The sequence below is a fragment of the Pseudomonas sp. AF03-9 genome (genome assembly GCF_020515815.1).
In the GTDB taxonomy this organism is placed as follows: Bacteria; Pseudomonadota; Gammaproteobacteria; order Pseudomonadales; family Pseudomonadaceae; genus Aquipseudomonas.
The window spans coordinates 44,742-69,197 of the sequence record NZ_JAHPJF010000023.1 but is presented as its reverse complement, the minus strand read 5'-3'; the positions used below and the strand labels follow the sequence as shown (position 1 = coordinate 69,197).

The 24,456-nt window shown below is 60.3% G+C and carries 20 protein-coding genes; 9 read left to right on the top strand and 11 right to left on the bottom strand.

Annotated elements, in window-relative coordinates:
• Positions 1-140: 140 nt before the first annotated feature.
• The 9 genes from LIY36_RS24320 to yaaA form a co-directional block, all read right to left on the bottom strand.
• Positions 141-1,250 carry a mannuronate-specific alginate lyase gene (locus LIY36_RS24320; protein ID WP_192297561.1) on the bottom strand — a complete coding sequence of 370 codons (1,110 nt, stop codon included), beginning with the start codon at positions 1,248-1,250 and terminating at the stop codon, positions 141-143.
• A gap of 8 nt (positions 1,251-1,258) precedes the next feature.
• Positions 1,259-2,707, bottom strand: coding sequence for an alginate O-acetyltransferase (locus LIY36_RS24315; protein ID WP_192297559.1), 1,449 nt, complete (start codon positions 2,705-2,707; stop codon positions 1,259-1,261).
• An 11-nt stretch (positions 2,708-2,718) separates the two neighbouring features.
• Positions 2,719-4,293: a mannuronan 5-epimerase AlgG gene (gene algG, locus LIY36_RS24310; RefSeq protein ID WP_226457455.1), complete on the bottom strand. Its 1,575-nt coding sequence runs from the start codon at positions 4,291-4,293 to the stop codon at positions 2,719-2,721.
• The gene (locus tag LIY36_RS24305; RefSeq protein ID WP_226457454.1) at positions 4,293-5,777 is read right to left on the bottom strand and encodes an alginate export family protein; all 1,485 of its coding nucleotides are present in this window, start codon (positions 5,775-5,777) and stop codon (positions 4,293-4,295) included. Before LIY36_RS24305 ends, algG begins: the two co-directional genes overlap by 1 nt.
• Positions 5,774-7,198 (bottom strand): alginate biosynthesis TPR repeat lipoprotein AlgK, encoded by a 1,425-nt coding sequence (gene algK / locus LIY36_RS24300; RefSeq protein WP_370694887.1) that lies wholly within the window; start codon positions 7,196-7,198, stop codon positions 5,774-5,776. The genes LIY36_RS24305 and algK overlap by 4 nt, the downstream gene beginning before the upstream one ends.
• A 90-nt stretch (positions 7,199-7,288) precedes the next feature.
• Positions 7,289-8,455: an alginate biosynthesis protein Alg44 gene (locus tag LIY36_RS24295; protein WP_192297552.1), complete on the bottom strand. Its 1,167-nt coding sequence runs from the start codon at positions 8,453-8,455 to the stop codon at positions 7,289-7,291.
• A gap of 38 nt (positions 8,456-8,493) precedes the next feature.
• A complete protein-coding gene (gene alg8, locus LIY36_RS24290; RefSeq protein WP_162232016.1) occupies positions 8,494-9,975 on the bottom strand; it encodes a mannuronan synthase in 1,482 nt (493 codons plus the stop codon).
• An 83-nt stretch (positions 9,976-10,058) separates the two neighbouring features.
• Positions 10,059-11,375 carry a nucleotide sugar dehydrogenase gene (locus LIY36_RS24285; protein ID WP_192297551.1) on the bottom strand — a complete coding sequence of 439 codons (1,317 nt, stop codon included), beginning with the start codon at positions 11,373-11,375 and terminating at the stop codon, positions 10,059-10,061.
• A gap of 886 nt (positions 11,376-12,261) precedes the next feature.
• Positions 12,262-13,041 (bottom strand): peroxide stress protein YaaA, encoded by a 780-nt coding sequence (yaaA, locus tag LIY36_RS24280; RefSeq protein WP_226457452.1) that lies wholly within the window; start codon positions 13,039-13,041, stop codon positions 12,262-12,264.
• Positions 13,042-13,160: 119 nt separating this feature from the next.
• On the opposite strand from yaaA, the gene LIY36_RS24275 reads away from it, so the two are divergent.
• The 5 genes from LIY36_RS24275 (at position 13,161) to moaE (ending at position 17,355) form a co-directional block, all read left to right on the top strand.
• Complete coding sequence (locus LIY36_RS24275; protein ID WP_226457451.1) at positions 13,161-14,285, top strand: polysaccharide deacetylase family protein; 1,125 nt, start codon at positions 13,161-13,163, stop codon at positions 14,283-14,285.
• Positions 14,286-14,624: 339 nt separating this feature from the next.
• Positions 14,625-16,019 (top strand): PhoH family protein, encoded by a 1,395-nt coding sequence (locus LIY36_RS24270; RefSeq protein WP_192297545.1) that lies wholly within the window; start codon positions 14,625-14,627, stop codon positions 16,017-16,019.
• A gap of 168 nt (positions 16,020-16,187) precedes the next feature.
• Positions 16,188-16,661: a cyclic pyranopterin monophosphate synthase MoaC gene (gene moaC / locus LIY36_RS24265; RefSeq protein ID WP_017736740.1), complete on the top strand. Its 474-nt coding sequence runs from the start codon at positions 16,188-16,190 to the stop codon at positions 16,659-16,661.
• Positions 16,658-16,900, top strand: a complete 243-nt coding sequence (locus LIY36_RS24260) for a MoaD/ThiS family protein (protein WP_192297542.1) — start codon at positions 16,658-16,660, stop codon at positions 16,898-16,900. The genes moaC and LIY36_RS24260 overlap by 4 nt, the downstream gene beginning before the upstream one ends.
• Before the next feature lie 2 nt (positions 16,901-16,902).
• Positions 16,903-17,355: a molybdopterin synthase catalytic subunit MoaE gene (gene moaE, locus LIY36_RS24255; protein WP_226457450.1), complete on the top strand. Its 453-nt coding sequence runs from the start codon at positions 16,903-16,905 to the stop codon at positions 17,353-17,355.
• Positions 17,356-17,482: 127 nt separating this feature from the next.
• Here moaE and rhlB read toward each other — a convergent pair whose 3' ends face one another.
• Complete coding sequence (rhlB, locus tag LIY36_RS24250; RefSeq protein ID WP_192297538.1) at positions 17,483-18,934, bottom strand: ATP-dependent RNA helicase RhlB; 1,452 nt, start codon at positions 18,932-18,934, stop codon at positions 17,483-17,485.
• Between the two features lie 102 nt (positions 18,935-19,036).
• A complete protein-coding gene (locus LIY36_RS24245; protein WP_226457449.1) occupies positions 19,037-19,693 on the bottom strand; it encodes an alpha/beta hydrolase in 657 nt (218 codons plus the stop codon).
• A gap of 345 nt (positions 19,694-20,038) precedes the next feature.
• Between LIY36_RS24245 and LIY36_RS24240 the strand changes: the two genes are divergently transcribed.
• From LIY36_RS24240 to LIY36_RS24225, 4 genes are all read left to right on the top strand, one after another.
• Entirely contained in the window at positions 20,039-21,070 is a 1,032-nt protein-coding gene (locus tag LIY36_RS24240) for an amino acid ABC transporter substrate-binding protein (RefSeq protein WP_004371891.1), read from the top strand.
• A 72-nt stretch (positions 21,071-21,142) separates the two neighbouring features.
• Positions 21,143-22,324 (top strand): amino acid ABC transporter permease, encoded by a 1,182-nt coding sequence (locus LIY36_RS24235; protein WP_192297534.1) that lies wholly within the window; start codon positions 21,143-21,145, stop codon positions 22,322-22,324.
• Between the two features lie 10 nt (positions 22,325-22,334).
• On the top strand, positions 22,335-23,432 hold the full coding sequence (locus LIY36_RS24230; protein WP_226457448.1) for an amino acid ABC transporter permease: 1,098 nt from the start codon (positions 22,335-22,337) through the stop codon (positions 23,430-23,432).
• Positions 23,433-23,443: 11 nt separating this feature from the next.
• Entirely contained in the window at positions 23,444-24,208 is a 765-nt protein-coding gene (locus tag LIY36_RS24225; protein ID WP_003171943.1) for an amino acid ABC transporter ATP-binding protein, read from the top strand.
• Positions 24,209-24,456 lie beyond the last annotated feature (248 nt).

Below are 24,456 nucleotides of genomic sequence, written 5' to 3'. Positions count from 1 at the left end.
CCAACTGTCGAAACCGGTTCAACTGTGGGAGCGGGCTTGCTCGCGAATGCGGTGGTTCAGTTACAGATGTGTCGACTGACACACCGCATTCGCGAGCAAGCCCGCTCCCACATAGGGACCCTGTTCCTTCAGTTAGTTATTCAGGAACCTTTGTTGCCTTTTTCATGCGCCGGGTCGTAGACCTTGGTCAGGTCACCCCCCAGGCGGAATGTCTTGAATGGCTGCATGCCGTGCTTGCGCTCGATCACGTCGGGGGCGCAGGTGTAGAGGTTGCAGAACGGCTCAAGCCAGGCATATTTCATGTCTTGCTTGAGGTCCTTCATGTCCTGCTGCTTGCCGTTCTTCTGCTCGAAGATGTCCGGGTCTTTCACCCCGGCCAGGACTTTTTCACCCAGGCGCTTGAGCGCGCTGTTGTTTTCCTGGCGCAGATCGACACCGTTGACCAACGCAAAACTGGCGATCATCGACAGCGGCGGCAGGGCGTAGTTGTGGTACGACAGGGCACGTTGCTGGCGCTTCAATTCATTCGGCAAAAAGCCCTGGTCATCGACCTGGTTCACACCGACCTTGTATTCCTTCACTGCCCAATCAAACAGGTCGCGACGGTTGGTGGCGATGGACGTTGCCATCACCGACCAGGCGGCCCAGTAGGAATGGTTGTTGGTTTTTTCCAGCGGCAGGTTGTCCCAGTCGCTGACCACTTGATCGGCAAGCTTGTTGAACCAGGCTTCGATCAGTTGGGATTCCTGCTGGTGATTGGCCAACGGGTGCGAGTCGGAGAACTTCAGGCGCACATAGGCCGAGGCCATGCTGCCCAGTGCCCATTTGCGCATGGACTTGCCGGTGTGGTTGAAGTCCTTGGACATCAATGCATCGGCCTTGGCCCACGACACCAGCCAGTTCAGGGTGCATTCGAGCTGTTCGGGGCGACCGTCACGCATGAACTGCATCACGCGCTTGCTGGTGTCTTTTTCCAGCTTGGTGATGTCGGCAGTGCTGTCACGGAAGGCTTTTTCCGACTGCACGTTCAGGGTGGAACGGGCTTTGTCCGAGCCTTCGTACTTGCTGCGAAACTGCAACGGCCCGGTGTACGGCGCCGGCATGGTGTCGCAGTTTTCCTTGAAGTCGCCGGTCTTGAACGCCTCGATCGGTGCGAAGTAGCCCTGGGGCGGACGCAGGGGCGCGGCGGCGTTGACCGAGCCTGCAAACATCGCCAGGCCGAGTAACGTAGGGATCAATAACTTCTGCATAGGTAACCTCATTGCCCGAGGGAGGCGGTCTTCTGACCGCCGCTTGGGAATACGTTGCGTGTGCAAATTTTCGCTTCAACCTTCTGCGCGGCCTGGCCCGCCTCGGGGCCTTGCACTTCCACGGCCAGCAGGTTCTGCGCGGCCCAGTCTTCATCGGTGCGCAGTTCAAAGGCGAAACGCCCGTCTGTATCGGATGTGTCGGGTTTCTCGATCTTGATGTCCTCGTGGCGCCCGTTCATGTACCAGAGGGTGGCTTGCAGGGTTTTCACCGACGGGTCGGCAAAGCGGATATCAACCTGGTGATTGGCGTTACGCAGGTCTTTGTTCGAACTGTTGACCATCAATTCGTTCTTGCCGGGCTTCAACGACGTGCTGGCGCTCATCTGTGCCGGCTTGCCTTCGCAGCCGTTGTCGAGCAGCGACATCATCTGGCGGTAGATGGTCTCCTGGTCCAGGCGGTACAGCGGCGAGAACTCCCAGATGAGGATTTTCGGCGGGCTCTTCTGGAATTCATCGCTGCCCAGGTACTGGATCATCGAACCTTCCAGGCCGCCGCCAGGGAAGGCGACGTTGAGAATGTCGGCACCGATTTCCTGCTCCAGGAAGCCGGCGAAGTTGTAGTTCTTGCCGCTGTGGCTGGTGCCCACCAGGGTGATCTGCGGGTTGCCCGAATCGCCGAAAAGGTCGCCGTCGCCCGCTTCGCCCTTGGGCTCGGTGGTGAACTGGTCCATGTACTGGACCGCGTAGCTGGTGCCGCACAGTTGCCCGGCCATGTTGTGCAGGGTGCCGGTCTTGCCCATGCGCCCGGAGCGGGTGGTTTCGAATTCGCGCTTGGGAATGTCGGCGAACTCAGGCATCGCGCGCACTTTGGCGCCAACGATTTTCGCCGTGCGCTGGGCGCCGTATGGCGTCCAGTGTTGGTCGCCGCGGAAGTAGAAATCGTGGGCCGGCAGCTCATCCGGCAACTGCTCATTGGTCAATGGCGACAGGTCCGGCACCACATAACCCATCTTGGCGAAACGGCCGAGCATGGTCTTGTAGTTGCTCAGGGCCTTGTCGAAGTCGAACTTGGCTTTCTCTTCGGGGTTGAGCTTGTTGCGGTTCACCAGGCCACGGGTCGGCTGGTAGACCACCACCAGTTCCACGCCCTTGGCCTTGAACGCATCGTGCAGTTGCTGCATGCGTTTGTAGCCAGCGGGGCTGGTGTCGAATTCGGTGCGCAGGTCTTCCTGGGTGCGGAACAACCAGTCGCCCTGGGCTTGTACCAGGGTGGTGAAGTTCTGCTGGTAACGGGTGGTGTAGTTCTTTGCGTCATGCGCCGCCGGGCACAGGCTGCAGCACGGTTCGGCAGTGAATTTCGGTGCCTGTACGTCGTCGGCGCGCACGCCCTGGCTGGCCGCGAGCAGGCCGAGGGTCAGACCTGAGAGGCTCAGCAGTTTGATCATGTGTGGGTGCATAAGGGTCATCCTCAGTCCTGCATTTCGGTCTGGCGTTCGACAGGGTCGATCAGCACGGCTTTCTGCTGGCGTACCAGCAGGTCGAGAATCTCTTCCTGGCGATCACCCAGCACACCGTTGAAGCTGATGCCGCTGGATTTGGTCGGCGCCAGCATCGATACGCGGTAGAGCTCCACGCTCAACGGCGAGTCGATGGACAGCGGCCCGCTGCCGTTGCCCGCCAGTTCGCCACCCACCACGATCAGCGAGACTTTCGCGTCAAACGGGTCGAGGGCGATGTCGCGGTCGGTGTCGGTCAGATCCTTGATGTGGCCGTACAGTCCGGTGAGACCGTTGGCCATCGAGGTGTTTTCGTACAGCTTGATGTTCACGCTGTTGCGCACACGGATGCCGTGGCGACGGTTGGCGATCACCTTGTTGCCCCACAGCAGGTTGTCGCCGCTCTCATAGAGGGTGATGCCGTCGGTGTGGTTGCGGTAGATCTCGTTGTCGGCGATCAGGTTGTTCACGCTGTTACGGTCGATCACCAGGCCCGAGAGCTTGTTGTCGTAGCTGCGGTTGTTGAAGATGAAGCTGTCGTTCACTTCCCGGGAAATGATGATGCCGTGCTTCTTCTTGGTGCCGTAGACGGTGTTGTCCGCAATGATCAGGCCGTGGGAACGGTCGTGGGGGTCAATGCCGTAGACGATGTTGTCTTTGTAGGTATTGCCCTTGACCACGAAACCGGTGGTCTCGTAGCAGTAGAAGCCGTACCACATGTCCGAGAACTGGGAGTCGATGATCCAGCCGGTCGGCTCCGCACGCTTGAGCACCTTGGCCATGTTCGGCGTGTACTGGGAGATACTCACCCCGTACGACTTACTGTTGGCATAGCCGAAACTGGCCATCTTGGTGTTGGCGACGTAGGTCTCGGTGCCGCCCCAGGCCAGCAGGAACGGGCGGAACTCCTTGGGCGACTTGAACAGCGCCGGGCCGTTGGCCTTTTCGCTCCAGCCGGTGATCCTGGTGTCACGCACAAACAACTGGCCGTCGTTGATCAGGAACGAACCGGCTTCCTGGGACAGGCGCAACTCCTGGGTCTTGCCGTCGATGTCGAGGATGCCCTTGCGCCCGACCACAATCGGCAGCTTGGCGAGGAACACCCCGGGCGACGTTTCGCTGAAGTACTGCTTGGGCACCTTGCCCAGCAGGTCCTTGAGGTTCATGTAGCCATCGTCGACAAAGATCGCCTGGGGAATGCCGTGCTGGCGCACCACCCATTCGGCCATCTTGTTGTCACCGCCGATAAAGTCCTTGAGGGCGTCTTCCTGCATCATGCGGCGCAGGCTGATCTTGCCCGGCTTGCTGCGCACGATCTTGCTTTCCATCGCGGCGGCGGTGTAGCCCGACAGGTCAGGCAGGGCGGGCTTGGCCATTTCCAGCGGCGCGGTCGGCGGGCTGGAAATGGTGTAGGTCTTGGCTTGTTGCAGCCCTTTGGCGATGGTCGGCGCCTTGACCTGCTGCGCGGTATCCGCGAAAGCAGTGGCGTTCGCCATCAGCATCGCGGCAACCAGCAAACGGTGAGGTTTCATAGCGCAGGCTCCCATCAGAATTTCCACACCACATCGACAAATGCGCGGTGCATGTAGGAATCGACTCCGCTGCCATAGGCATCACCCGGCTTGAATACGCCAGCACGGAACCGTACCAGCGCCGACGGCTCGTCGATGGACTGGCTGAGCCCGGCTGGCAACAGGCCTTTCTTGAAGTACTTGGTGACCACCAGGTCCATTTCCTGACCCAGGTCTTTCTTGCCATCGGCCAGCGGCAGCGAGGTGCTGGCGATAATGTCGCCGGCGGCGTCGGTGGTGTTGTCCACGGCTGCAATGCCATTGCTGGTGACCGGCTTGTTGCCGTCCACGCGCCAGAACTTGTGGTACACCAGGCTGGCGTCGTAGTCCTCGCGCAGCTGCCAGGACCCGAACAGGCTCATGGACTGCATGTTGTTCATCTCGCCGCGAAACGCTTCGCCGAAGCGATGCACGCGGGACTGGGTGCCGGTCCAGTTCGAACGGTTGCTTTGCAGGCCGTTCTGCTCGTACTCGGCGCTGGCGCGGGAGTAGGCCGCACCGACTTGCCACTGCGGATCGAGGCGCAGGCGCACGCCGATGTCGGTGGCCCAGCCGCTCAGGTTGTCGCTGCGCTTGGCTTGGTCGGGGCTCGAACCGTCGGCTTTCAAGGCGTTGACCTTGTCGCGGTCGCCGCGCATGCCGGTGATGCTGGCCCAGTAGTTGACGGTGTTGGTGTTGCGCCAGTTGTAGGCGTCGCTGTTGGCCTCGATGCCGAGCCAGGTCAGGTCGCCGTTTTCACGCTTGTCCAGGGAGTCGGTAGCGACGCCCGGTTCCGGGTAGTCGAGCTTGCCGTTGTCATGGGTGTGATGGCCGCGCAGGCCGATCCACTGGCCGGGGGTCCACTGGTAGGCGGCGTCGGCGTAGAGGTGCTGGCGGTCTTTGTCGACCGGGGCGAGTTCCTTGAGGTCGGTGCGGTATTCGCTGAAGCGTTCGGCGACGCCGACATTGGCCTTGAGCAGGGTGGTGTCGAAGGTCCAGTTCAGGGCTTCGATGTTGGTGTCGCGCCATTGGCCGTCGTCATTGCGCAGGCGCTGGCGACCGAGCTTGAGGATCTCGCCGGGGTAGGGCGTGAAGCCGCTGTAGCCGACCCAGAACTCGCGCAACGCCAGGAAGTTTTTCTTGGTCTTGCGGTCGTCGTTGCTGGTTTGCTGGTTCTCGTCATCGGAGGACTGTTGCAGGGTGTCGGTCTCGATGATGTCGCTGGAAGCCACGGCCTGGCCCATGGCGTAGGCGCTCCAGGCGCCGCTTTCGCCGTAGATCCACGGGCGTACGTCGAGGCCGATGCCGTTGACGTCGCCGCCTTTTTGCGTGCCCAGGTCACGGTCGTCTTCGGACTGGCCGGTGATTTTCACTTCCAGGCCGAAGTTCTTTGCTTCGGTCAGCGCGGCCAGGGTCGGGCACGACCACAGCAGGGCGAAGGTCAGGCCGATACCGGCCTTGACGAATGGGTTGAGCTTCATAGGGATTCCTCGCCGTCGTCTTCTTCCAGGGCGTGCAGTTGCAACGTGCTCTGGGCCAGGGTGCCGCGGGCGGCCAGTTCCTGTTGCACCAGGCGTTGGCCTTGGGCGCGTTGCTCCGGTGTCAGCGGGGCTTCGAGCTGGGTGGCCAGGTCATTGGCTTGCGGGGTGTCCTGGGCCTTGGCCAATTGGCTGAAGACGTAGGCGTTCAATGGGTCGGGCTTGGTGCCCTTGCCTTGGGAAAACAATTGGGCGATGGCGAAGTCGGCACTGTTCTGGCCGTTGCGCGCAGCGGTCAGCAGGTGGTCCAGGGCTTTTTGCGAGTAGACCTGGCCGAGATAGCCACGGCGGTAGATCTGGCCGAGGTAGTAGTCGGCGGCGACTTCCTTGCCCTGGGCTTTCTGGAAGTGTGCTTCGGCCGCCTTGGCGTCGGCCGGTACCCACTTGCCGTCGTAGTAGAGCTTGCCCAGCAACAGCTCGGCGCGCGGCTGGTCGGCGGCGCGGCCGTTGTCCAGGTATTTCATCATCTGGTCGACGTCGCCCAGTTCGGGGAAGTCGTAGAGCAGTTGTGCCAGGCTGACCCAGGATGCCGGGTAGCCAGGGGCGATTTTTTCCAGCAGGGCCTGGGCGGTTTTTGCGTCCGGGGTGCCAATGCTGGCATCGCCGAGCACACGGGCGACGCTGTCGACACGCTGGGCGGTGACGCTGCCACGGCTGTAGCCGGCTTCCATTTGCTTGAGCAGTTCAGCCTGTTTTTCCGGCGCGGCTTGTTTCTGGTAGACCGTGGCCAGCTCGACGTAGCAGATGTCGGTGCTGTTCAGCGCGGCTTTGCAGATGCGCTCCACATCGTCCAGATGCTGGTCGTAAGTGCCTTGGGTGCGATACAGCAGCACCTGGGCCAGACCGGCTTCCGGGTAACCGGCGGCCTGCCATTGGCTGATCTGCTGCTGGGCATTCACGTTGGGGAAGCTGTGCGGGTATTGCAGGTACAGCATCGCCAGCGGGATCAGGGTGTTGCCTTCGCCATTGGCAAAGGCTTTTTTCAGCAGGCCTTCGGCTTCGTGGTGTTCGGCTTCGGTGCTGCCGGGCTTGGCCACCAGCAGGCGACCGAGGCGGGCCTGGGCGCGGGGCGAGGTGTCCGCTGCCGCACGGTAGGTGGCTTCGGCCTGTTTGATTTGCGCCGGATCGCGGGTGCCGACCTGGATGTCGGCCAGGCCGACTTGGGCCTCGCTGTAACCCAGGTCTGCCAGTTGCTGGTAGTTCTGCTGCGCGGTGATGGTGTCGCCACGTTTGAGCGCTTCATTGGCCAGGCGTTGGTCGGGCAGGCCGGCGCAGCCAGCGAGGCTCACCGCAAGTGTCAAGGTGCACAGAGAACCCATGTGGGAGCGGGCTTGCTCGCGAAGGGGCCTTGTCAGTTGATACATGTGCTGGCTGACACACTGCTTTCGCGAGCAAGCCCGCTCCCACAGGGACCGCGGTGTTTTTATTGGAGTCATCACAGGCATGTCCTCTGCTTACAGACCGTTGGCCATGGCTTTGTCGATCAGCCAGTTCAGCGAAGGGCCGCGGTCGCTGGTCACTTCCACCGGGCGGCCGGCGTAGGTGCTGTCCAGCGGAGCGTCAGGCTTGATCTGCACGCGGATGTCGGAGGACAGGTCGGCGCTGTTCAAGCTGGTGCTGCTGACGATGGTGCCGGTGCGGGTCTGTTCTTCGTCGGCGACCTGGAAGCTCACCGGCGTACCTGGACGCACGTCGGCGAACTGGCGATAGGTGAAGCGTGCTTCCACATTGGCCTGGCTGCCGCGAGGCACCAGTTGGAAGATCACGTCGCCTTTGTTGGCGTACTGGCCGTCAGCGACCATTTGCTGGGCGACCACGCAGTCGCACGGCGAGGTCAGGGTGCCGGTCATTTGCTTGCCGAACAGTTCTTCAACCTTGGCCGGTTGCAGTTGGTCTTCGTCCAGGTGGCCCTTGAGCACATCCAGCATGCTGGTGCTGAACGTCGCCAGTGGCGCGCCCTTGGCGGCGACCGCGTCACCTTTGAGCAGGCTTTGCACGGTGCCGTCGCGGGGCATGGTCACGTTCATGCCGGGCACGCTGACCAGGCCGGCCTGGGCGTGGCTGACGAAGTACATGCCGTATACCGACTTGAACACGAAACCGAAAGCCGCCAGGCCGACGATGAAGATGCCCGCGCTGAATACCACGGCGCGCAGGCGACCGAACGCGGTCATGCCGCTGCCGCTGTCCTTGACCTTGCGCGCCTTGGTGAAGTTATCGCGTTGCAGGGTTGCCAGCACGTCGCCCATGGTCACGATGTCACCGGACAGGTGCGAAGTGATCAGATGGCGCAGGGTGGAAATATCCTGGGCGTCGAGGTTCTGGAACTGGCAACCGGTGCGGCCGGTCTGGCGGTCGTAGGAGCGGATCTGCAGTTCCACGTCCATGGCCAGGCCGAGGTTATCGATGACGAATTGCAGGCGGCCCTTGTGCACTTCGCCGACGGTCAACGGCTGGGTGGCGGTGAACGCCAGGCCGCCGGCGGACAGGTCGATCACCCGTGCTTCGGTCTGGGTGCGGTCGGTGTTGAAGAAGCGCAGCTTGGCCGGGATTTTTACGCGGGCATGTTGGCGCTGGGCTTCGGATTCGTGGACAACATTGGCATTTACTTGGCTGTTCATCAGGGCAATTTCCTAGAGTTAATTCAGGCTTGGCAGGGTCAGACCATCATCAGCAACACGGCAACGAAGATGCTGCCGGCGGAGAAGGTCATGGTCCGAGACGACCAGGTGTTGAACCAACGTTGAAAGCTGGCCAAATCGCGGGTCAGTTTGGTGTCCTGGCGGGTCCAGGACTGTTGATCAAGGCGGAAGAACACGTAGATCTTCACCAGCGCGCCCATGATCTGGTTGTAATAGAGAATCACCGGGTACGCCGGGCCGATCGTGTGGCCGGAGCACGACAGCAACAGGGTCAGGATCAGGCGCGTGATGCCGATCCACAGCAGGTACGCAAGGATGAAGGCGCCGCCGTATTTGAAGGTGGCGATGATTGCCACGGTCAGGCCGAGCAGGGAGGTCCACATCGACACGCGCTGGTCGAACAGCACCACGCTGGTGAACAGGCCCAGGCGGCGTACACCCAGGCCGAGGGCGCGGGAGTTCTGGCGCAGGTTGTTGCCGTACCAGCGGAACATCAGCTTGCGGCTGGCCTTGATAAAGCTCTTTTCCGGCGGGTGTTCCACGGTGTTGATCGCGGCGTCCGGCACGTAGAAGGTGTCGTAGCCCAGGCGCATCAGGCTGAACCAGCTGGACTTGTCGTCGCCGGTGAGGAACTTGAAGCGGCCCAGGCGCCAGTGCTGCAGCGAGTCGCTTTCGACGTCGGCGATGAAGCCTGGGTCGGTCACCACACTGGCGCGGAACACCGACATGCGCCCGGTCATGGTCAGCACGCGCTTGGACAGGGCCATGGAGCACATGTTGATGTGGCGCTGGGCGAAGCGCAGCTTGTGCCACTCGCTCATGATGTAGCCGCCACGCACTTCGCAGAATTCGTTGGTGGTCAGGCCGCCGACGTTGCCGAACAACTGGAACCACGGCACGGTCTTGCGCACGACACCTTCGGCCAGCACGGTGTCGCCATCGATCACGGCGACCACGGCGCGGTCATCCGGCAGGTGGCGGGAGATCGCCCGGAAGCCGAAGGCCAGGCCGTCGCGCTTGCCGGTACCGGCGATGCGCACGAAGTCGAGCTTCACGTGGTCCGGCGGGTTCATGCGTTCCCACAGGCTTTTCACCAGCAGCTCATCGGACATTTCCACCAGCGAGCAGACCACGGTGGTGGGGAAGCCGCATTCGATGGCTTCGCGGATCACCGAGCTGTAGACCTGCGCGGTGGTCAGCGCGTCGATACGGAAACTGGTGACCATCAGGAACACGTGGGACGGGTCGGCGGCCTTGCCCAGCTTGCGCACTTTGCGGCGCAGGTGCGGGTAGACCACGTACAAAAACAGCATGCCGCGAAAGAAATGCGTAGCACCCATCGAGTAGCGCCAGATGCCGACGGCGCCAATCAGGAAAATAAAATTCTTCGACTCCGAGTCGAACGTACTCGCCGGCAACAGCAGGGCGAGTCCCATCAGCAGGCTGAGAAAGAACAGCCAGCCGGCAGATTGCAGTAGGACGTGTTTTAACTTGGACATAAGCATCTTCCGAAGGTGAAGGAGGTTTCAGGCGGCGAGCGCTGGGGATGGAAACGCGCGCCGCCTGAAACTTGCCGTTGCTGTTACCAGCAGATGCCTTCGGTGCGGCCTGTGGTGCAGGTCGCATTTTTCATGAAGCCCACCAGGTCAATCACTTGCTTGCCGTGCGGTGCGTTCTGCGCCAGGGCGCGGAATTTTTCGTCACGGTTGCCGAGGATGATCACGTCGGAGTTGTTGATCACGTCATCGAAGTCCGAGTTGAGCAGGGACGACACGTGGGGGATCTTGCCTTCGATGTAGTCCTTGTTCGCACCGTGCACACGGGCGTACTCGACGTTGCTGTCGTAGATGCTCAGGTCGTAACCCTTGCCGATCAGCATTTCCGCCAGTTCTACCAGTGGGCTTTCACGCAGGTCGTCGGTACCGGCCTTGAAGCTCAGGCCCAGCAGCGCGACTTTGCGCTTGTCGTGGCCGGCAACGATGTCGAAGGCGTTCTGTACCTGGGATTCGTTGCTGCGCATCAGCGAGTTGAGCAGCGGCGCTTCCACGTCCAGGGAGCTGGCGCGGTAGGTGAGGGCACGTACGTCTTTTGGCAGGCACGAACCGCCGAAGGCGAAGCCTGGGCGCATGTAGTACTGGGACAGGTTGAGAGTCTTGTCCTGGCAGACCACTTCCATCACTTCGCGGCCATCGACGCCGACGGCCTTGGCGATGTTGCCGATCTCGTTGGCGAAGGTGACTTTGGTGGCGTGCCACACATTGCAGGTGTACTTGATCATCTCGGCAACGGCGATGTCCTTGCGGATGATCGGCGCGTCGAGTTCTTCGTACAGCGACTGCAGGACATCGCCGGAGGCTTTGTCGAACTCGCCGATGACAGTCATCGGTGGCAGGTCGTAGTCGGCGATGGCGGTGGATTCACGCAGGAACTCCGGGTTGACCGCGACGCCGAAGTCGACGCCGGCTTTTTTGCCGGAGCAGTCTTCGAGGATCGGGATCACCACGTTCGCCACGGTGCCTGGCAACACGGTGCTGCGCACCACGACGGTGTGGCGGGTGGTCTTGTCGCGCAGGACAAAACCGATTTCGCGGCACACGGCTTCGATGTAGTCCAGTTCCAGGTCGCCGTTTTTCTTGCTTGGCGTACCGACGCAGATCATCGACAGGTCGGTATCGCGGATGGCGTCGGCGAAGTTGGTGGTGCCGCGCAGTCGGCCGGTTTGAATACCCTGGCTCAACAGTTCGCCCAGGCCCGGTTCAACGATGGGCGATTTGCCAGCGTTGATCAGGTCAATCTTGTCCTTGGAGATGTCTACGCCGACCACTTCGTGGCCACGGGCAGACAGGCAACCGGCACAGACTGCGCCGACGTAACCGAGACCAAATATGCTGATGCGCATCGCATTTACCTCTTTAATAATCATGCCAATAATTGGCCGGAGTTCATGTTTGCAAGCGTCACTGATGCCACGGAAGTTGGGCGAATAGACGCCGACTTACCGCGTACGGGCATGTTAATTAGTGAGTGACTAACTATTGCACTCAAGTTGTGCGCAACTTGGCCTTGTTATTGGGGCTTGCCCTCAAATGCAGCCGGCCTTCCTTGGGGGAAGGGTCCGACGCCAGTGCCGCAGGACCTTGATACAGGCCATAAGCCTTTAACTATCAAAGCCTTGGGTGTCATCACTGACACATTTGGGTAAGCGCTGCCTTGGCCTATAGGGGTTAGCAATTAATCCTTATCGCTGCCCTCAACTCATATCAGTTGATGATGTGACCCGTGAGTCAAAGTTGATGGGGCAACTTCGCTACTTCCTTGGATCGCCATGTAAGTCATCTCTTACAGAAACAGAGAATTTCGTTACCGGTGGTATGAGCCGTGGGTTTTGATGAAGTTCCAGCCCGCTCATCCTGTTTCCTGAAATTTCTTGAAATATGAGAAGAGATGGCACTAGTACTATATTGATAGCACTTGCTATTTGGGCCAATAGTTATAGGGAGTTGGTACGCGGGGATAGTTTTGTGCCACTAGTGTTTGAAAAAAGTGGTGCCACTACGAAAAAAAATGACGAATGTCGAGTGAAAGAATTGTTAGGAGTACGTCAAAATGTTTTTTGACGCCAAAAAAATGGCGACTCTAGATTTGAAATGCGATCAAAACTGTGGGAGCGGGCTTGCTCGCGAATGCGGTGGGTCAGATAAGAATTTATCGACTGACACGCCGCATTCGCGAGCAAGCCCGCTCCCACAGTTGGATCTCGTTGTCTGAAGCACACGGGTTTGGCTTTATTCCGGTGCGTGATCGCGCAGGAACACCAGCTTGTCCGGCTTGGACTGCTCGGCATTGAAGCGATAACCCTGCACATCAAACTCCTTGAGCCTGGCCGGGTCGTTGATGCGCTCTTCAATCACAAAGCGGCTCATCATGCCCCGGGCCTTCTTGGCGTAGAAGCTGATGATCTTGTACTGGCCGTTCTTGAAGTCCTTGAACTCGGTGTTGATGATCCGCGCATTCAGGGCCGTGCGCTTGACCGCCGAGAAGTACTCGTTGGACGCGAGGTTCAGCAGCACGTCGTCACCTTGCTCGGCCAGGGCTTCGTTCAGCCATTCGCTGATGCGCGTGCCCCAGAAGGCGTAGAGATCCTTGCCACGGGCGTTGGCCAGTTTGGTGCCCATCTCCAGGCGGTACGGCATCATCAGGTCCAGGGGTCGCAGCAGGCCGTAGAGGCCCGAGAGCATGCGCAAGTGGTCCTGGGCGTAGCTGAAGTCGGCATCGCTGAAGGTCTCGGCGTTGAGGCCGGTGTACACGTCACCCTTGAAGGCCAATAGCGCCTGCTTGGCGTTGGCGGGGGTGAAGGCGGGGTTCCAGCTGCCGAAGCGCGCCGCGTTGAGGCCGCCGATCTTGTCGGACACGTGCATCAGTTCGCTGATCTGTGCCGGGCTCATTTCGCGCAGTTGCTCGATCAGTTCCTGGGAGTGATCCAGGTACTGCGGCTGGGTAAAGCGCTGGGTGGCGGGCGCGGTCTCGAAATCGAGGGTCTTGGCGGGTGAAATCACCGTCAGCATGAAGTCGTCTCCTTAAATCGTGCCGCGATTCTAGGGGCTGGGGCGTTTTGACTCCACCTATGATGGCGATAGGCATGATCCGCTATGATGGGCGGTAACTCTGCAAAGGAAGACCCTGCGTGCGAATAGCGCTTTTATTGTCGGCCTGCCTGCTCTGCCTGAACGCCCAGGCCGCGCCGGTGGATGTGGCCAGCCTGGACCGTGGCACCTGGCCCGAAAAGCTCAGCAGCCCGGCGCTGTTCGATGTGGCCTCGCGTGCGGAAATCCTCATGTTTGCCCATGGCCTGTTGGCCAGCGAAGTCCTGGACGAGGCGGCGCTCAAACAGCGCCTGGGCTTGAAGATCATCAACCTGGCCGCCATCGACGACTTGCGTCGCCAGCTCTGGCAGCGCCTGTTGGAGAACTACCTGGTCGCCCAGAAAAGCTGCGAAGAGGACGCCTCGTTTTGCTACTTGGTAGAGAACATGGACGATCTGCGCGAGCAGGCGGGCAAGCTTGAGGTCAGTGAAAACTCCTTCTATATAGGCTGGGCGAACCCCAGCCACGTTTTCCACGAACGCTACTTGGACGAGCTGCTGCGCAAGGCTGCGCTGTTCCCGCAGATCAGCAGTGAAGTCGCGCGGTTTGGCGATCACGAGCGCAATGGCGATGAATTCAACGACCGCCTGTTTCTGCTGACCTTCGACGGCGGCCCCGCGCCCGTCAGCGGCAATACCGACTGGCTTACCGACTACCTGCGCAAGCAGAAGCTGAACGCCACCTTCTTCGTCCTTGGCAGCAGCCTGCAAACCCGCGTGGAGCGCAGTTCTGCCAGTGATGTGCAGACGTTGTACCAGGGCCAGTGCGTGGGCACCCAGGGCTGGCAGTACCGCTCCCACAGCCACTGGGTCGACTGGCAAAGCTCGATCACCCGCAGCGCGTCGCTGGCGCAGAACCTGATGCCGGAAAACTATGTGCCGCTGTTCCGTCCGCCGTACGGCCAGCGCCGCGCCGACAGCCAGGGTTTCTTCCAGTCCCAGGGCTTGCAGGTGGCGTTGTGGGACATCGATTCCCAGGACGAACCGGGCAAGCTCAAGGCCGAAGAGTCGGCGCAGCGTGTGCTGACGTTGATGTTGCTATGGCGCAAAGGGGTGATTGTGTTTCACGACACCCAGGACAAGGCGCGGGTCGCATTGCCGCAGTTGATGCAGGCGACGGCACAGAGTGGCTTGGGTTGGCAGGACTGCCGCGAGGCGTTTCGCTGAAGTGCCCGGCCCTGTTGGGTGCGGGGCATTTTCGGGGTGATTTTGTGCGACAAATCGATGCAGGCGGACTTCCGACTTTAACGGGGTGCATGGCACTCGGCTAGTGCTATTCGTCATCCTGAAAAATAAACTTCAAAAAAACGTCAAAGTGCTTTTTCCTGTCATAGGTTTTGCGGTATTACGAAGTCAGATCGCCGAAACCTGCAGCACAGGTGGCGTCTTTCAAGACTCCTCATGTGGGCATGCACTTGACGTCCCTCAGGTGCATTCGGTGGTCGAATCGAGGCGCAGCACCGCTTAGGTATTGCGTCGACTGGCTCCCACAAAAGGTGACCGAGTATGGATGATCACGGACGCACCCCTTCTTCCGACCAGCCAATCCTTTATGTGCTTGATACCAACGTATTGATCCACGATCCAAACGCACTGCTCAACTTTGAAGAACACCACGTCGCCATCCCGATGATCGTGCTTGAGGAACTCGACAAACTCAAAAGCGGGCACCACAGCGTTGCGGCCGAATGCCGCCAGGCCATTCGCCTGATCGACAAGACCTTGGGCGAGGCCTCTCCTGAGGACGTTGAAGTCGGCGTGCCGATCCAGCGCGGCAAGAGCGGGCCCAAGGGCTTGCTGTCGATCCTGATGAGCAAGGGCCGCGAACCCAACAGCCTGCTGCCGGAAAACCTCAACGACAACAAGATCATCAACCAATTGATCGACCTGCACGCGCGTGACAAGGACCTGCGCGTGGTGCTGGTGACCAAAGACATCAACATGCGCCTCAAGGCCCGTGCGTGTGGGATCGCGGCCGAGGACTACAGCACCGACCAACTGGTCGATGACGTATCGATGCTGTCCCGTGGTTATCACATGATGACCGGCTCGTTCTGGGACCGCGTCAGCAAGGTTGAAACCCGCCAGGACCATGGCCGCACCTGGCACCAGGTGCAACTGATCGACAACCTGCCGGCCGTGCATATCAATGAATTCATCGTCGACGAACAGGGCTTTGTGGGCTGGATCAAAGAGATCCAGGTCGACAAGCTGCTGATTCTCGACCTGCATCAGGAACCCCTGTTGCACCAGGAAGCCTGGGGCCTGAAACCGCGTGACATCTACCAGAGCCTGGCGCTGTACGCGCTGCTCGACCCGGACATCCACCTGGTCAACCTGACGGGCGCCGCCGGTTCCGGCAAAACCATTCTCGCCCTGGCCGCCGCCATCGAGCAGACCATGGTGACCAAGCGCTATCGCCGCATCATCGCCACCCGCAGCGTGCAGGGCCTGGATCAGGAAATCGGTTTCCTGCCCGGCACCGAAGCGGAAAAAATGGAGCCGTGGCTGGGGGCGATCACCGACAACCTCGAAGCCTTGCACATGGATGACGAAAACACCCATGGCAGCGTCGACTACATCCTCAGCAAAGTGCCGTTGCAGTTCAAATCCCTCAACTACATCCGGGGTCGCAGCTTCCAGCAAAGCCTGATCTTGATCGATGAATGCCAGAACCTCACGCCGCACCAGATGAAAACCATCATCACCCGTGCCGGCGCCGGTTCCAAAGTGGTGTGCCTGGGCAACCTGGCACAGATCGACACTCCTTACCTGTCCGCGACCAGCTCCGGGCTGACGTATCTGACGGAACGCTTCAAGGACTTCCCGAACGGCGTGCATATTGCGCTGCAGGGTGTTCCACGCTCGATCTTGGCTGAATACGCCGAGTCGCACCTCTAAACGCGGTCAAAATGTGGGAGCGGGCTTGCTCGCGAATACGGAGTGTCAGTCGCCGAATATATTGACTGACACACCGTATTCGCGAGCAAGTCCGCTCCCACACAAGCGCTCTCCACATATTGATCAGTGTTGGGTTTACAATCGCTGCTCCTGATCAGGAGTATCCCTGTGCTGACTCATCTCGATTCCCAAGGTCGCGCCCACATGGTCGACGTTACCGACAAGTCCGTGACTTTCCGTGAAGCGGTGGCCGAAGCCCGGGTGCGCATGCTGCCCGAGACCCTGCAAATGATTGTCGACGGCGCCCATCCCAAGGGCGACGTGTTTGCCGTGGCCCGCATCGCCGGGATCCAGGCGGCGAAAAAAACCAGTGATCTGATCCCGTTGTGCCACCCGCTGATGTTGACGGGCGTCAAGGTCGAACTGAGCGCCGACGGCGCAGACTCGGTGCACATCCTGGCGCGCTGCAAACTCTCCGGCCAGACCGGCGTGGAGATGGAAGCCCTCACCGCCGCCAGCGTCGCGGCCCTGACCATCTACGACATGTGCAAGGCCGTGGACCGGGGCATGACCATCGAAAGCATTCGCCTGCTGGAAAAGCTGGGCGGCAAGAGCGGGCATTTCAAGGCGGACCAGGCATGAGCATCAACGTATTGTTTTTTGCGCGTTACAGCGAAGTGATTGGCTTGGACTCGCTGGAAATGGAAGGCGAGTTCGCCACTGTCGACGCGGTGCGTTTGGCGTTGGCCGCCGATCCAGGTTTTGACGTGCTCAACGAAACCAGCCTGATGTGTGCGCGCAACGAGGAGCTGTGTGGCCTCGACGAGCCGTTGAAGGCTGGCGATGAGGTTGCGTTCTTTCCGCCGGTGACCGGAGGCTGACCATGGCCATTCGAGTGCAGGTCCAGGCGTTCGATCCGGGCGCCGAGGTCAACGCCATGCATGCGGCCAACGTGGGCGTAGGTGCGGTGGTGAGTTTTGTCGGCTACGTGCGCGACTTCAACGACGGCCTGGAGGTGGCGGGGATGTTCCTGGAGCACTACCCCGGCATGACCGAGAAAGCCCTGGCCAAGATTGCCGTGGAGGCCGAGCAGCGCTGGCCGTTGCTCAAGCTGGAAGTGCTGCACCGCGTCGGCGCGTTGGAGCCGGGAGAGCCGATTGTGTTCGTGGCAGCCGCGAGCGCTCATCGCCAGGCGGCGTTTGATGCCTGTGCGTTCGTGATGGATTACTTGAAGACGCGGGCGCCGTTCTGGAAGAAGGAAAATACCAGTGAGGGGCCGCGCTGGGTGGAAGGGCGCAGTAGCGACTACGCCGCCGCAGACCGCTGGAAATCTTAAGCCAAACACAAAACCCAATGTGGGAGCGGGCTTGCTCGCGAATGCGGAGTGTCAGTCGATACATGCATGACTGATACACCGCATTCGCGAGCAAGCCCGCTCCCACATTTTTTTACTGCATTTCAGCTTAAGCAGGGCGTTTGCGTTCTACCGGGCGCAGCAAATGCGTCGGCGGCGTCTCACAACTGATCTTGCGCCCCAGCAACGTCTCGATCGACGGCAACTGGTACGAATCATCTTCCCCGGCAAAGCTGATCGACACACCCGCAGCCCCGGCACGGCCAGTACGACCAATACGGTGCACATAGTCATCCGGCACTTCCGGCAGGGTGAAGTTGATCACGTGGCTGATGCCATCGATGTGAATCCCGCGGCCTGCCACGTCGGTGGCCACCAGCACGCGGATCTTGCCTTCGCGGAAACCTTCCAGGGTCTTGATGCGCTTGTGCTGTGGCACGTCACCGGACAGTTGCGCGGCGTTGACGCCATCACGCACCAGGCGCTCTTCGATGCGGCGCACTTCATCCTTGCGGTTGGCAAACACCATCACACGCTCCCAACCGTTGTCGTTGACCAGGTTGTAGAGCAGCTTGTACTTGTCGGCACCGGCCACGGCGTAGATGTGTTGCTCGACGTTTTCGCTGGCGACGTTTTCCGCTTCGATCTCGACGATGGACGGCTCGGTGGTCCACTGCTTGGCGAGGTTCATCACGTCTTCGGTGAAGGTCGCGGAGAACAGCAGGGTCTGGCGCTCGGATTTCGGCGGGGTCTGGCGAATGATCTGGCGTACTTGCGGGATAAAGCCCATGTCGAGCATGCGGTCGGCTTCGTCCAGCACCATCACTTCGACCATGTCCAGGTGCACGTCGCCGCGCTGGTTGAAGTCCAGCAGGCGGCCGGGGGTGGCAACCAGGATGTCGCAGTGACGGGCTTCGAGGTGCTTGAGCTGCTTGTCGAAGTCCATGCCACCGACGAACGTCATGACGTTGAGACCGGTGTACTTGGTCAGGTCGGCGGCGTCCTTGGCGATCTGCACCACCAGCTCGCGGGTCGGGGCGATGATCAGCGCGCGCGGTTCACCCATGTAGCGCTCTTTCGGCGGCGGCGTCTGCAGCAGCTGGGTGATGATCGAGATCAGGAACGCGGCGGTCTTGCCGGTGCCGGTCTGGGCGCGGCCGATGGCGTCTTTGCCCGCCAGGGTGAAGCCCAGCACCTGTGCCTGGATCGGCGTGCAGTACGGGAAACCCAGGTCCTGGATGGCGTGCATCAGTTCCGGGGCGAGTTTGAAGTCGTGGAAGCGGGTCTTGCCTTCCTGGGGTTCTACGACGAAGTCTTCGAGTTTCCAGGGAATGACCGGCGGCTTGGGCGCGCGTTCGCGGCGAGGCTTGGGGGCCGGTGCCGCTTCTTTAGCCGGTTCAGGCGTGGTCACCGTAGGCGTCGTCGGCTGGGCGACAGGCGCAGGCCGCTCTGGCTGTTTACCGTCATTGCGGCTGCCGGCAGTCGGGACAGGAGCACTGGGAACAGGCGCGAGCGGCTCGGCCTCGCTTTTGCCGAACATCTTCTTGAGTGCTTCGAGCACGGTGATCTCATTAATTGGTTAAGGAATGTACGCCGGCCAGTGTAATGCAAGAAACGGGCGCGGCGTAGTGCGTCTGTCATACGGCTACATAAACGCCGGGTTTCAACCCAGGCGGGCGGTCAGCCAGGTGCCGATGTCACGGATCTCTTCGGGTAACACTTCGTGGCCCATTGGGTATTCCTGCCATGTCACGGTGACACCACGGGTCTTCAAATGCTCGTAAGCGCTACGGCCCATGGCGTTCTGTACCACGTCGTCGTACTGGCCGTGCAGGCACAGGGCTGGAATACGTTGCTGGCTGGCGGACAATTCCAGCTCGTCGCTGAAGGTCGGCGCATACGTGGAGAGGGCGATCACACCACCCAAGGCTCCCTGCCATTTGGTAAACGCGGTGTGGAAAACCACTGCGCCGCCCTGGGAAAAACCGGCGAGGAAAATCCGCGAGGCGTCTATTCCGCTGCTTTTTTGCTCCTTGATCAAATCCGTGACCATCCGGGCCGACTCTTCCAGTTCTTCCAGGCTGATCGAACGGGCCGGGCTCATGGCCTTGATGTCGTACCAACTGGGCATCTCGTAGCCACCGTTGATAGTGACAGGGCGGGTCGGCGCCTGGGGCAAAACGAAACGGGTGGTCGGCAGGTTTTCTTGCAGTGCTTCGGCCACCGGCAGGAAGTCGTAGCGATCGGCACCCAGGCCATGCAACCAGATTACGCAGGCGTCTGCGGGCTTGGCGGGCTGAAGAATCAAGGGGTCGGTCATGTCTGCTCCATATATGTGCGCGCGCTCCGATTGGGTGCGACGGAACGGTGCGCGACAGGTTGATCTGTTAAGAGAATGTCGCAAGGTTGAATCTTTTTCTATTGACCGTGGGCTGAAACGACTCAGCGCGCAGTCTGGTACGGCGCTTGCTATGGAGAAGCCGATGTCAGGTCTCTCCCCTGGCGGTAACACTATCAGTGACAACCGCCTCTGGGATAGCAACTGGACTTACAGCGACAGCCTCATGCCGTTTGACCCCAAAAAAAGCCAACACGGGTCGATGTCGCCTCAAAAGGGTGCGGTGGGGTTCGAGCTCCGACACAACAAGAGCAACTGGAGGTTTGAATGAAGGTATTGAAATCCACCCTGGCCATCGTGACAGCGGCGGCCGTATTGGGTGTCAGTGGTTTCGCCCAAGCCGGCGCCACCCTGGATGCCGTGCAGAAGAAAGGCTTTGTGCAATGTGGCGTGAGTGACGGCCTGCCGGGTTTCTCGGTGCCGGATGCCAGCGGCAAGATCCTCGGGATCGACGCTGACGTGTGCCGCGCTGTTGCCGCTGCCGTGTTCGGCGATGCGACCAAGGTCAAATTCAGCCAGTTGAACGCCAAGGAGCGTTTCACCGCGCTTCAGTCCGGCGAAGTCGACATTCTGTCCCGCAACACCACCATGACCAGCTCCCGTGACGCCGGTATGGGCCTGAAATTCCCGGGCTTCATCACCTACTACGATGGCATCGGCTTCCTGGTAAACAACAAGCTGGGCGTGAAGAGCGCCAAGGAACTGGACGGTGCAACCATCTGCATCCAGGCCGGTACCACCACCGAGCTGAACGTTTCCGACTACTTCCGTGGCAACGGCCTGAAATACACCCCGATCACCTTCGACACCTCCGATGAAAGCGCCAAGTCGCTGGAATCCGGGCGTTGCGACGTGCTGACCTCGGACAAGTCCCAACTGTTCGCCCAGCGCAGCAAGCTGGCCTCGCCGAAGGACTACGTGGTTCTGCCGGAAACCATTTCCAAAGAACCGCTGGGCCCGGTCGTGCGTAACGGCGACGACGAGTGGCTGGCCATCGTGCGCTGGGTTGGCTACGCCATGCTCAACGCTGAAGAAGCCGGTATCACTTCGAAAAACGTTGAAGCTGAAGCCAAGTCCACCAAGAACCCGGACGTTGCGCGTCTGCTCGGTGCTGACGGCGAATACGGCAAAGACCTGAAAGTGAAGAAAGACTGGGTTGTACAGATCGTCAAGCAGGTCGGTAACTACGGTGAAGTGTTCGAGCGCAACCTGGGCAAGAGCACCCCGCTGGAAATCGACCGTGGCCTGAACGCGCTGTGGAACAACGGCGGCATTCAATACGCACCACCTGTGCGCTGATCGCTGATGGTTCTGTCACCCGGTGGGCCAACCGCCGGGTGATGTTCTGTTCCATTATTTCCGGGGCACTTCATGCAAAATCAAATCGGCGCACCAAAGCAGAAGCTCAGCTTCAGCGATCCCAAAGTGCGTGCGTGGCTCTTCCAGATCATCACGATTGTGGCGGTGGTCTCGCTGGGCTGGTACCTCTTCAACAATACCCAGACCAACCTTCAGCACCGGGGCATTACCTCGGGTTTCGACTTTCTTGAACGCAGTGCCGGCTTCGGCATCGCGCAGCACTTGATCGATTACACCGAATCGGACAGCTATGCCCGGGTCTTTGTGATCGGCCTGCTCAACACCTTGCTGGTCACCGTGATCGGCGTGATCCTGGCGACCCTGCTCGGTTTCATCATCGGCGTGGCGCGTCTGTCGCCGAACTGGATGATCAACAAGCTGGCGACCGTGTATGTGGAAGTGTTCCGCAACATCCCGCCACTGCTGCAAATCCTGTTCTGGTACTTCGCGGTGTTCCTGACCATGCCGGGGCCGCGCAACAGTCATAACTTCGGCGATACCTTCTTTGTCAGCAGCCGTGGCCTGAATATGCCGGCAGCGATTGCCGCCGACGGTTTCTGGCCGTTTGTGGTGAGCATCGTGGTTGCCATCGTGGCCATCGTGCTGATGACGCGTTGGGCCAACAAGCGCTTTGAAGCGACCGGCGAACCGTTCCACAAATTCTGGGCGGGCCTGGCGCTGTTCATCGTGATCCCGGCGTTGTGCGCGTTGATCTTCGGTGCGCCGCTGCACTGGGAAATGCCGAAGTTGCAGGGCTTCAACTTTGTCGGCGGCTGGGTCCTGATTCCCGAACTGCTGGCGTTGACCCTGGCGCTGACGGTCTACACCGCGGCGTTTATCGCCGAGATCGTGCGTTCGGGCATCAAGTCCGTCAGCCACGGCCAGACCGAAGCCGCGCGCTCCCTGGGCCTGCGCCCCGGGCCGACGCTGCGCAAAGTCATCATCCCGCAGGCCCTGCGGGTGATCATTCCGCCGCTGACCAGCCAATACCTGAACCTGGCGAAGAACTCGTCGCTGGCCGCCGGTATCGGTTACCCGGAAATGGTCTCGCTGTTTGCCGGCACGGTGCTCAACCAGACCGGCCAGGCCATCGAAGTCATTGCCATCACCATGAGCGTGTACCTGGCGATCAGCATCAGCATTTCCCTGCTGATGAACTGGTACAACAAGCGCATTGCGCTGATCGAGCGGTGAGGAAACCTGCATGAGTACGCATACTTTCAAACCTGATATGCAGCCGCCGAGCAAAGTCTTCGGCCCGGTGGCATGGATGCGCGCCAATCTGTTTTCCAGTTGGCTCAACACCCTGCTGACGTTGCTGGCGTTCTACCTGGTCTACCTGGTGGTGCCGCCGATCCTGCACTGGGCAATCCTCGACGCCAACTGGGTTGGCACCACCCGTGCCGATTGCACCAAGGAAGGCGCGTGCTGGGTGTTCATCCAGCAGCGCTTCGGGCAGTTCATGTACGGCTACTACCCCGGCGACCTGCGCTGGCGCGTGGACCTGACCGTGTGGCTGGCCATCGTCGGCGTGGCGCCGTTGTTCATCTCGCGCTTTGCGCGCAAGGCGGTCTATGGCCTGGGCTTCCTGGTGCTGTACCCGATCATTGCCTACTTCCTGTTGCACGGTGGCATCTTCGGCCTGACCAACGTGGCGACCAGCCAATGGGGCGGCCTGATGCTGACCCTGGTGATCGCCACCGTCGGGATCGCCGGCGCGTTGCCGCTGGGGATTGTGCTGGCGCTGGGGCGGCGTTCGAACATGCCGGCGATTCGTGTGGTCTGCGTGACCTTCATCGAGTTCTGGCGCGGCGTGCCGTTGATCACCGTGCTGTTCATGTCTTCGGTGATGCTGCCGTTGTTCCTGCCTGAAGGCATGGGCATCGACAAACTGCTGCGGGCGTTGATCGGGGTGATCCTGTTCCAGTCGGCCTACGTGGCCGAAGTGGTGCGCGGTGGCTTGCAGGCGATTCCCAAGGGCCAATACGAAGCGGCCGCGGCGATGGGCCTGGGTTACTGGCGCAGCATGGGCCTGGTGATTCTGCCGCAAGCCCTGAAACTGGTGATTCCCGGCATCGTCAACACGTTTATCGCGCTGTTCAAGGACACCAGCCTTGTGATCATCATCGGCCTGTTCGACCTGCTCAACAGCGTCAAGCAAGCCGCCGCCGACCCGAAATGGTTGGGCATGGCCACCGAAGGCTACGTGTTCGCAGCCCTGGTGTTCTGGATTTTCTGTTTTGGTATGTCGCGCTATTCCATTCATTTGGAACACAAGCTCGACACAGGCCACAAGCGTTAGGAGTTGATGTTATGAGCGAAGCGATCAAACAGCCTGTGAGCCCTGAAGGCATTATTCAGATGCAGGGCGTCAACAAGTGGTACGGCCAGTTCCACGTGTTGAAAGACATCAACCTCAACGTCAAGCAGGGCGAGCGTATTGTGCTTTGCGGCCCGTCGGGTTCGGGCAAGTCCACCACCATCCGCTGCCTCAACCGCCTGGAAGAACACCAGCAGGGCCGCATCGTGGTGGATGGCGTGGAGTTGACCAACGACCTCAAGCAGATCGAAGCGATCCGCCGCGAGGTCGGCATGGTGTTCCAGCACTTCAACCTGTTCCCGCACCTGACCATTTTGCAGAACTGCACCTTGGCGCCGATGTGGGTGCGCAAGATGCCCAAGCGCAAGGCCGAAGAAATCGCCATGCACTATCTGGAGCGCGTGCGCATCCCGGAGCAGGCCCACAAGTTTCCGGGCCAGTTGTCTGGCGGCCAGCAACAGCGCGTGGCGATTGCCCGTGCCTTGTGCATGAAGCCGAAAATCATGCTGTTCGACGAGCCGACCTCGGCACTCGACCCAGAGATGGTGAAGGAGGTGCTGGACACCATGATCGGCCTGGCGGAAGACGGCATGACCATGCTGTGCGTCACCCACGAAATGGGCTTTGCGCGCACCGTGGCCAACCGCGTGATCTTCATGGACAAGGGCGAGATCGTGGAACAGGCGGCGCCGAATGACTTCTTCGACAACCCGCAGAATGATCGGACCAAGTTGTTCTTGAGCCAGATTTTGCATTGATCGATGCTTGAATAAACAAACCCGGCCTGGTGCCGGGTTTGTTTTTTTGGGGCTAGGACGCGTTCAGCGTTTCAGCTTTGTCGTGTTTGGTGTCGCTGAACGTGCCGCGTTCGTAACGTGAGAACGCGTTGTGGCCGCCTCCCAACCGCTTTTAACTGTCTAAAAACCCTAGTGCGTTGCTCTTGTAGGTGTGTCCGAATAGGCTGTGGGGCTGTTCATCCAAACGACCATCCCTCTGCTGGCAGTGG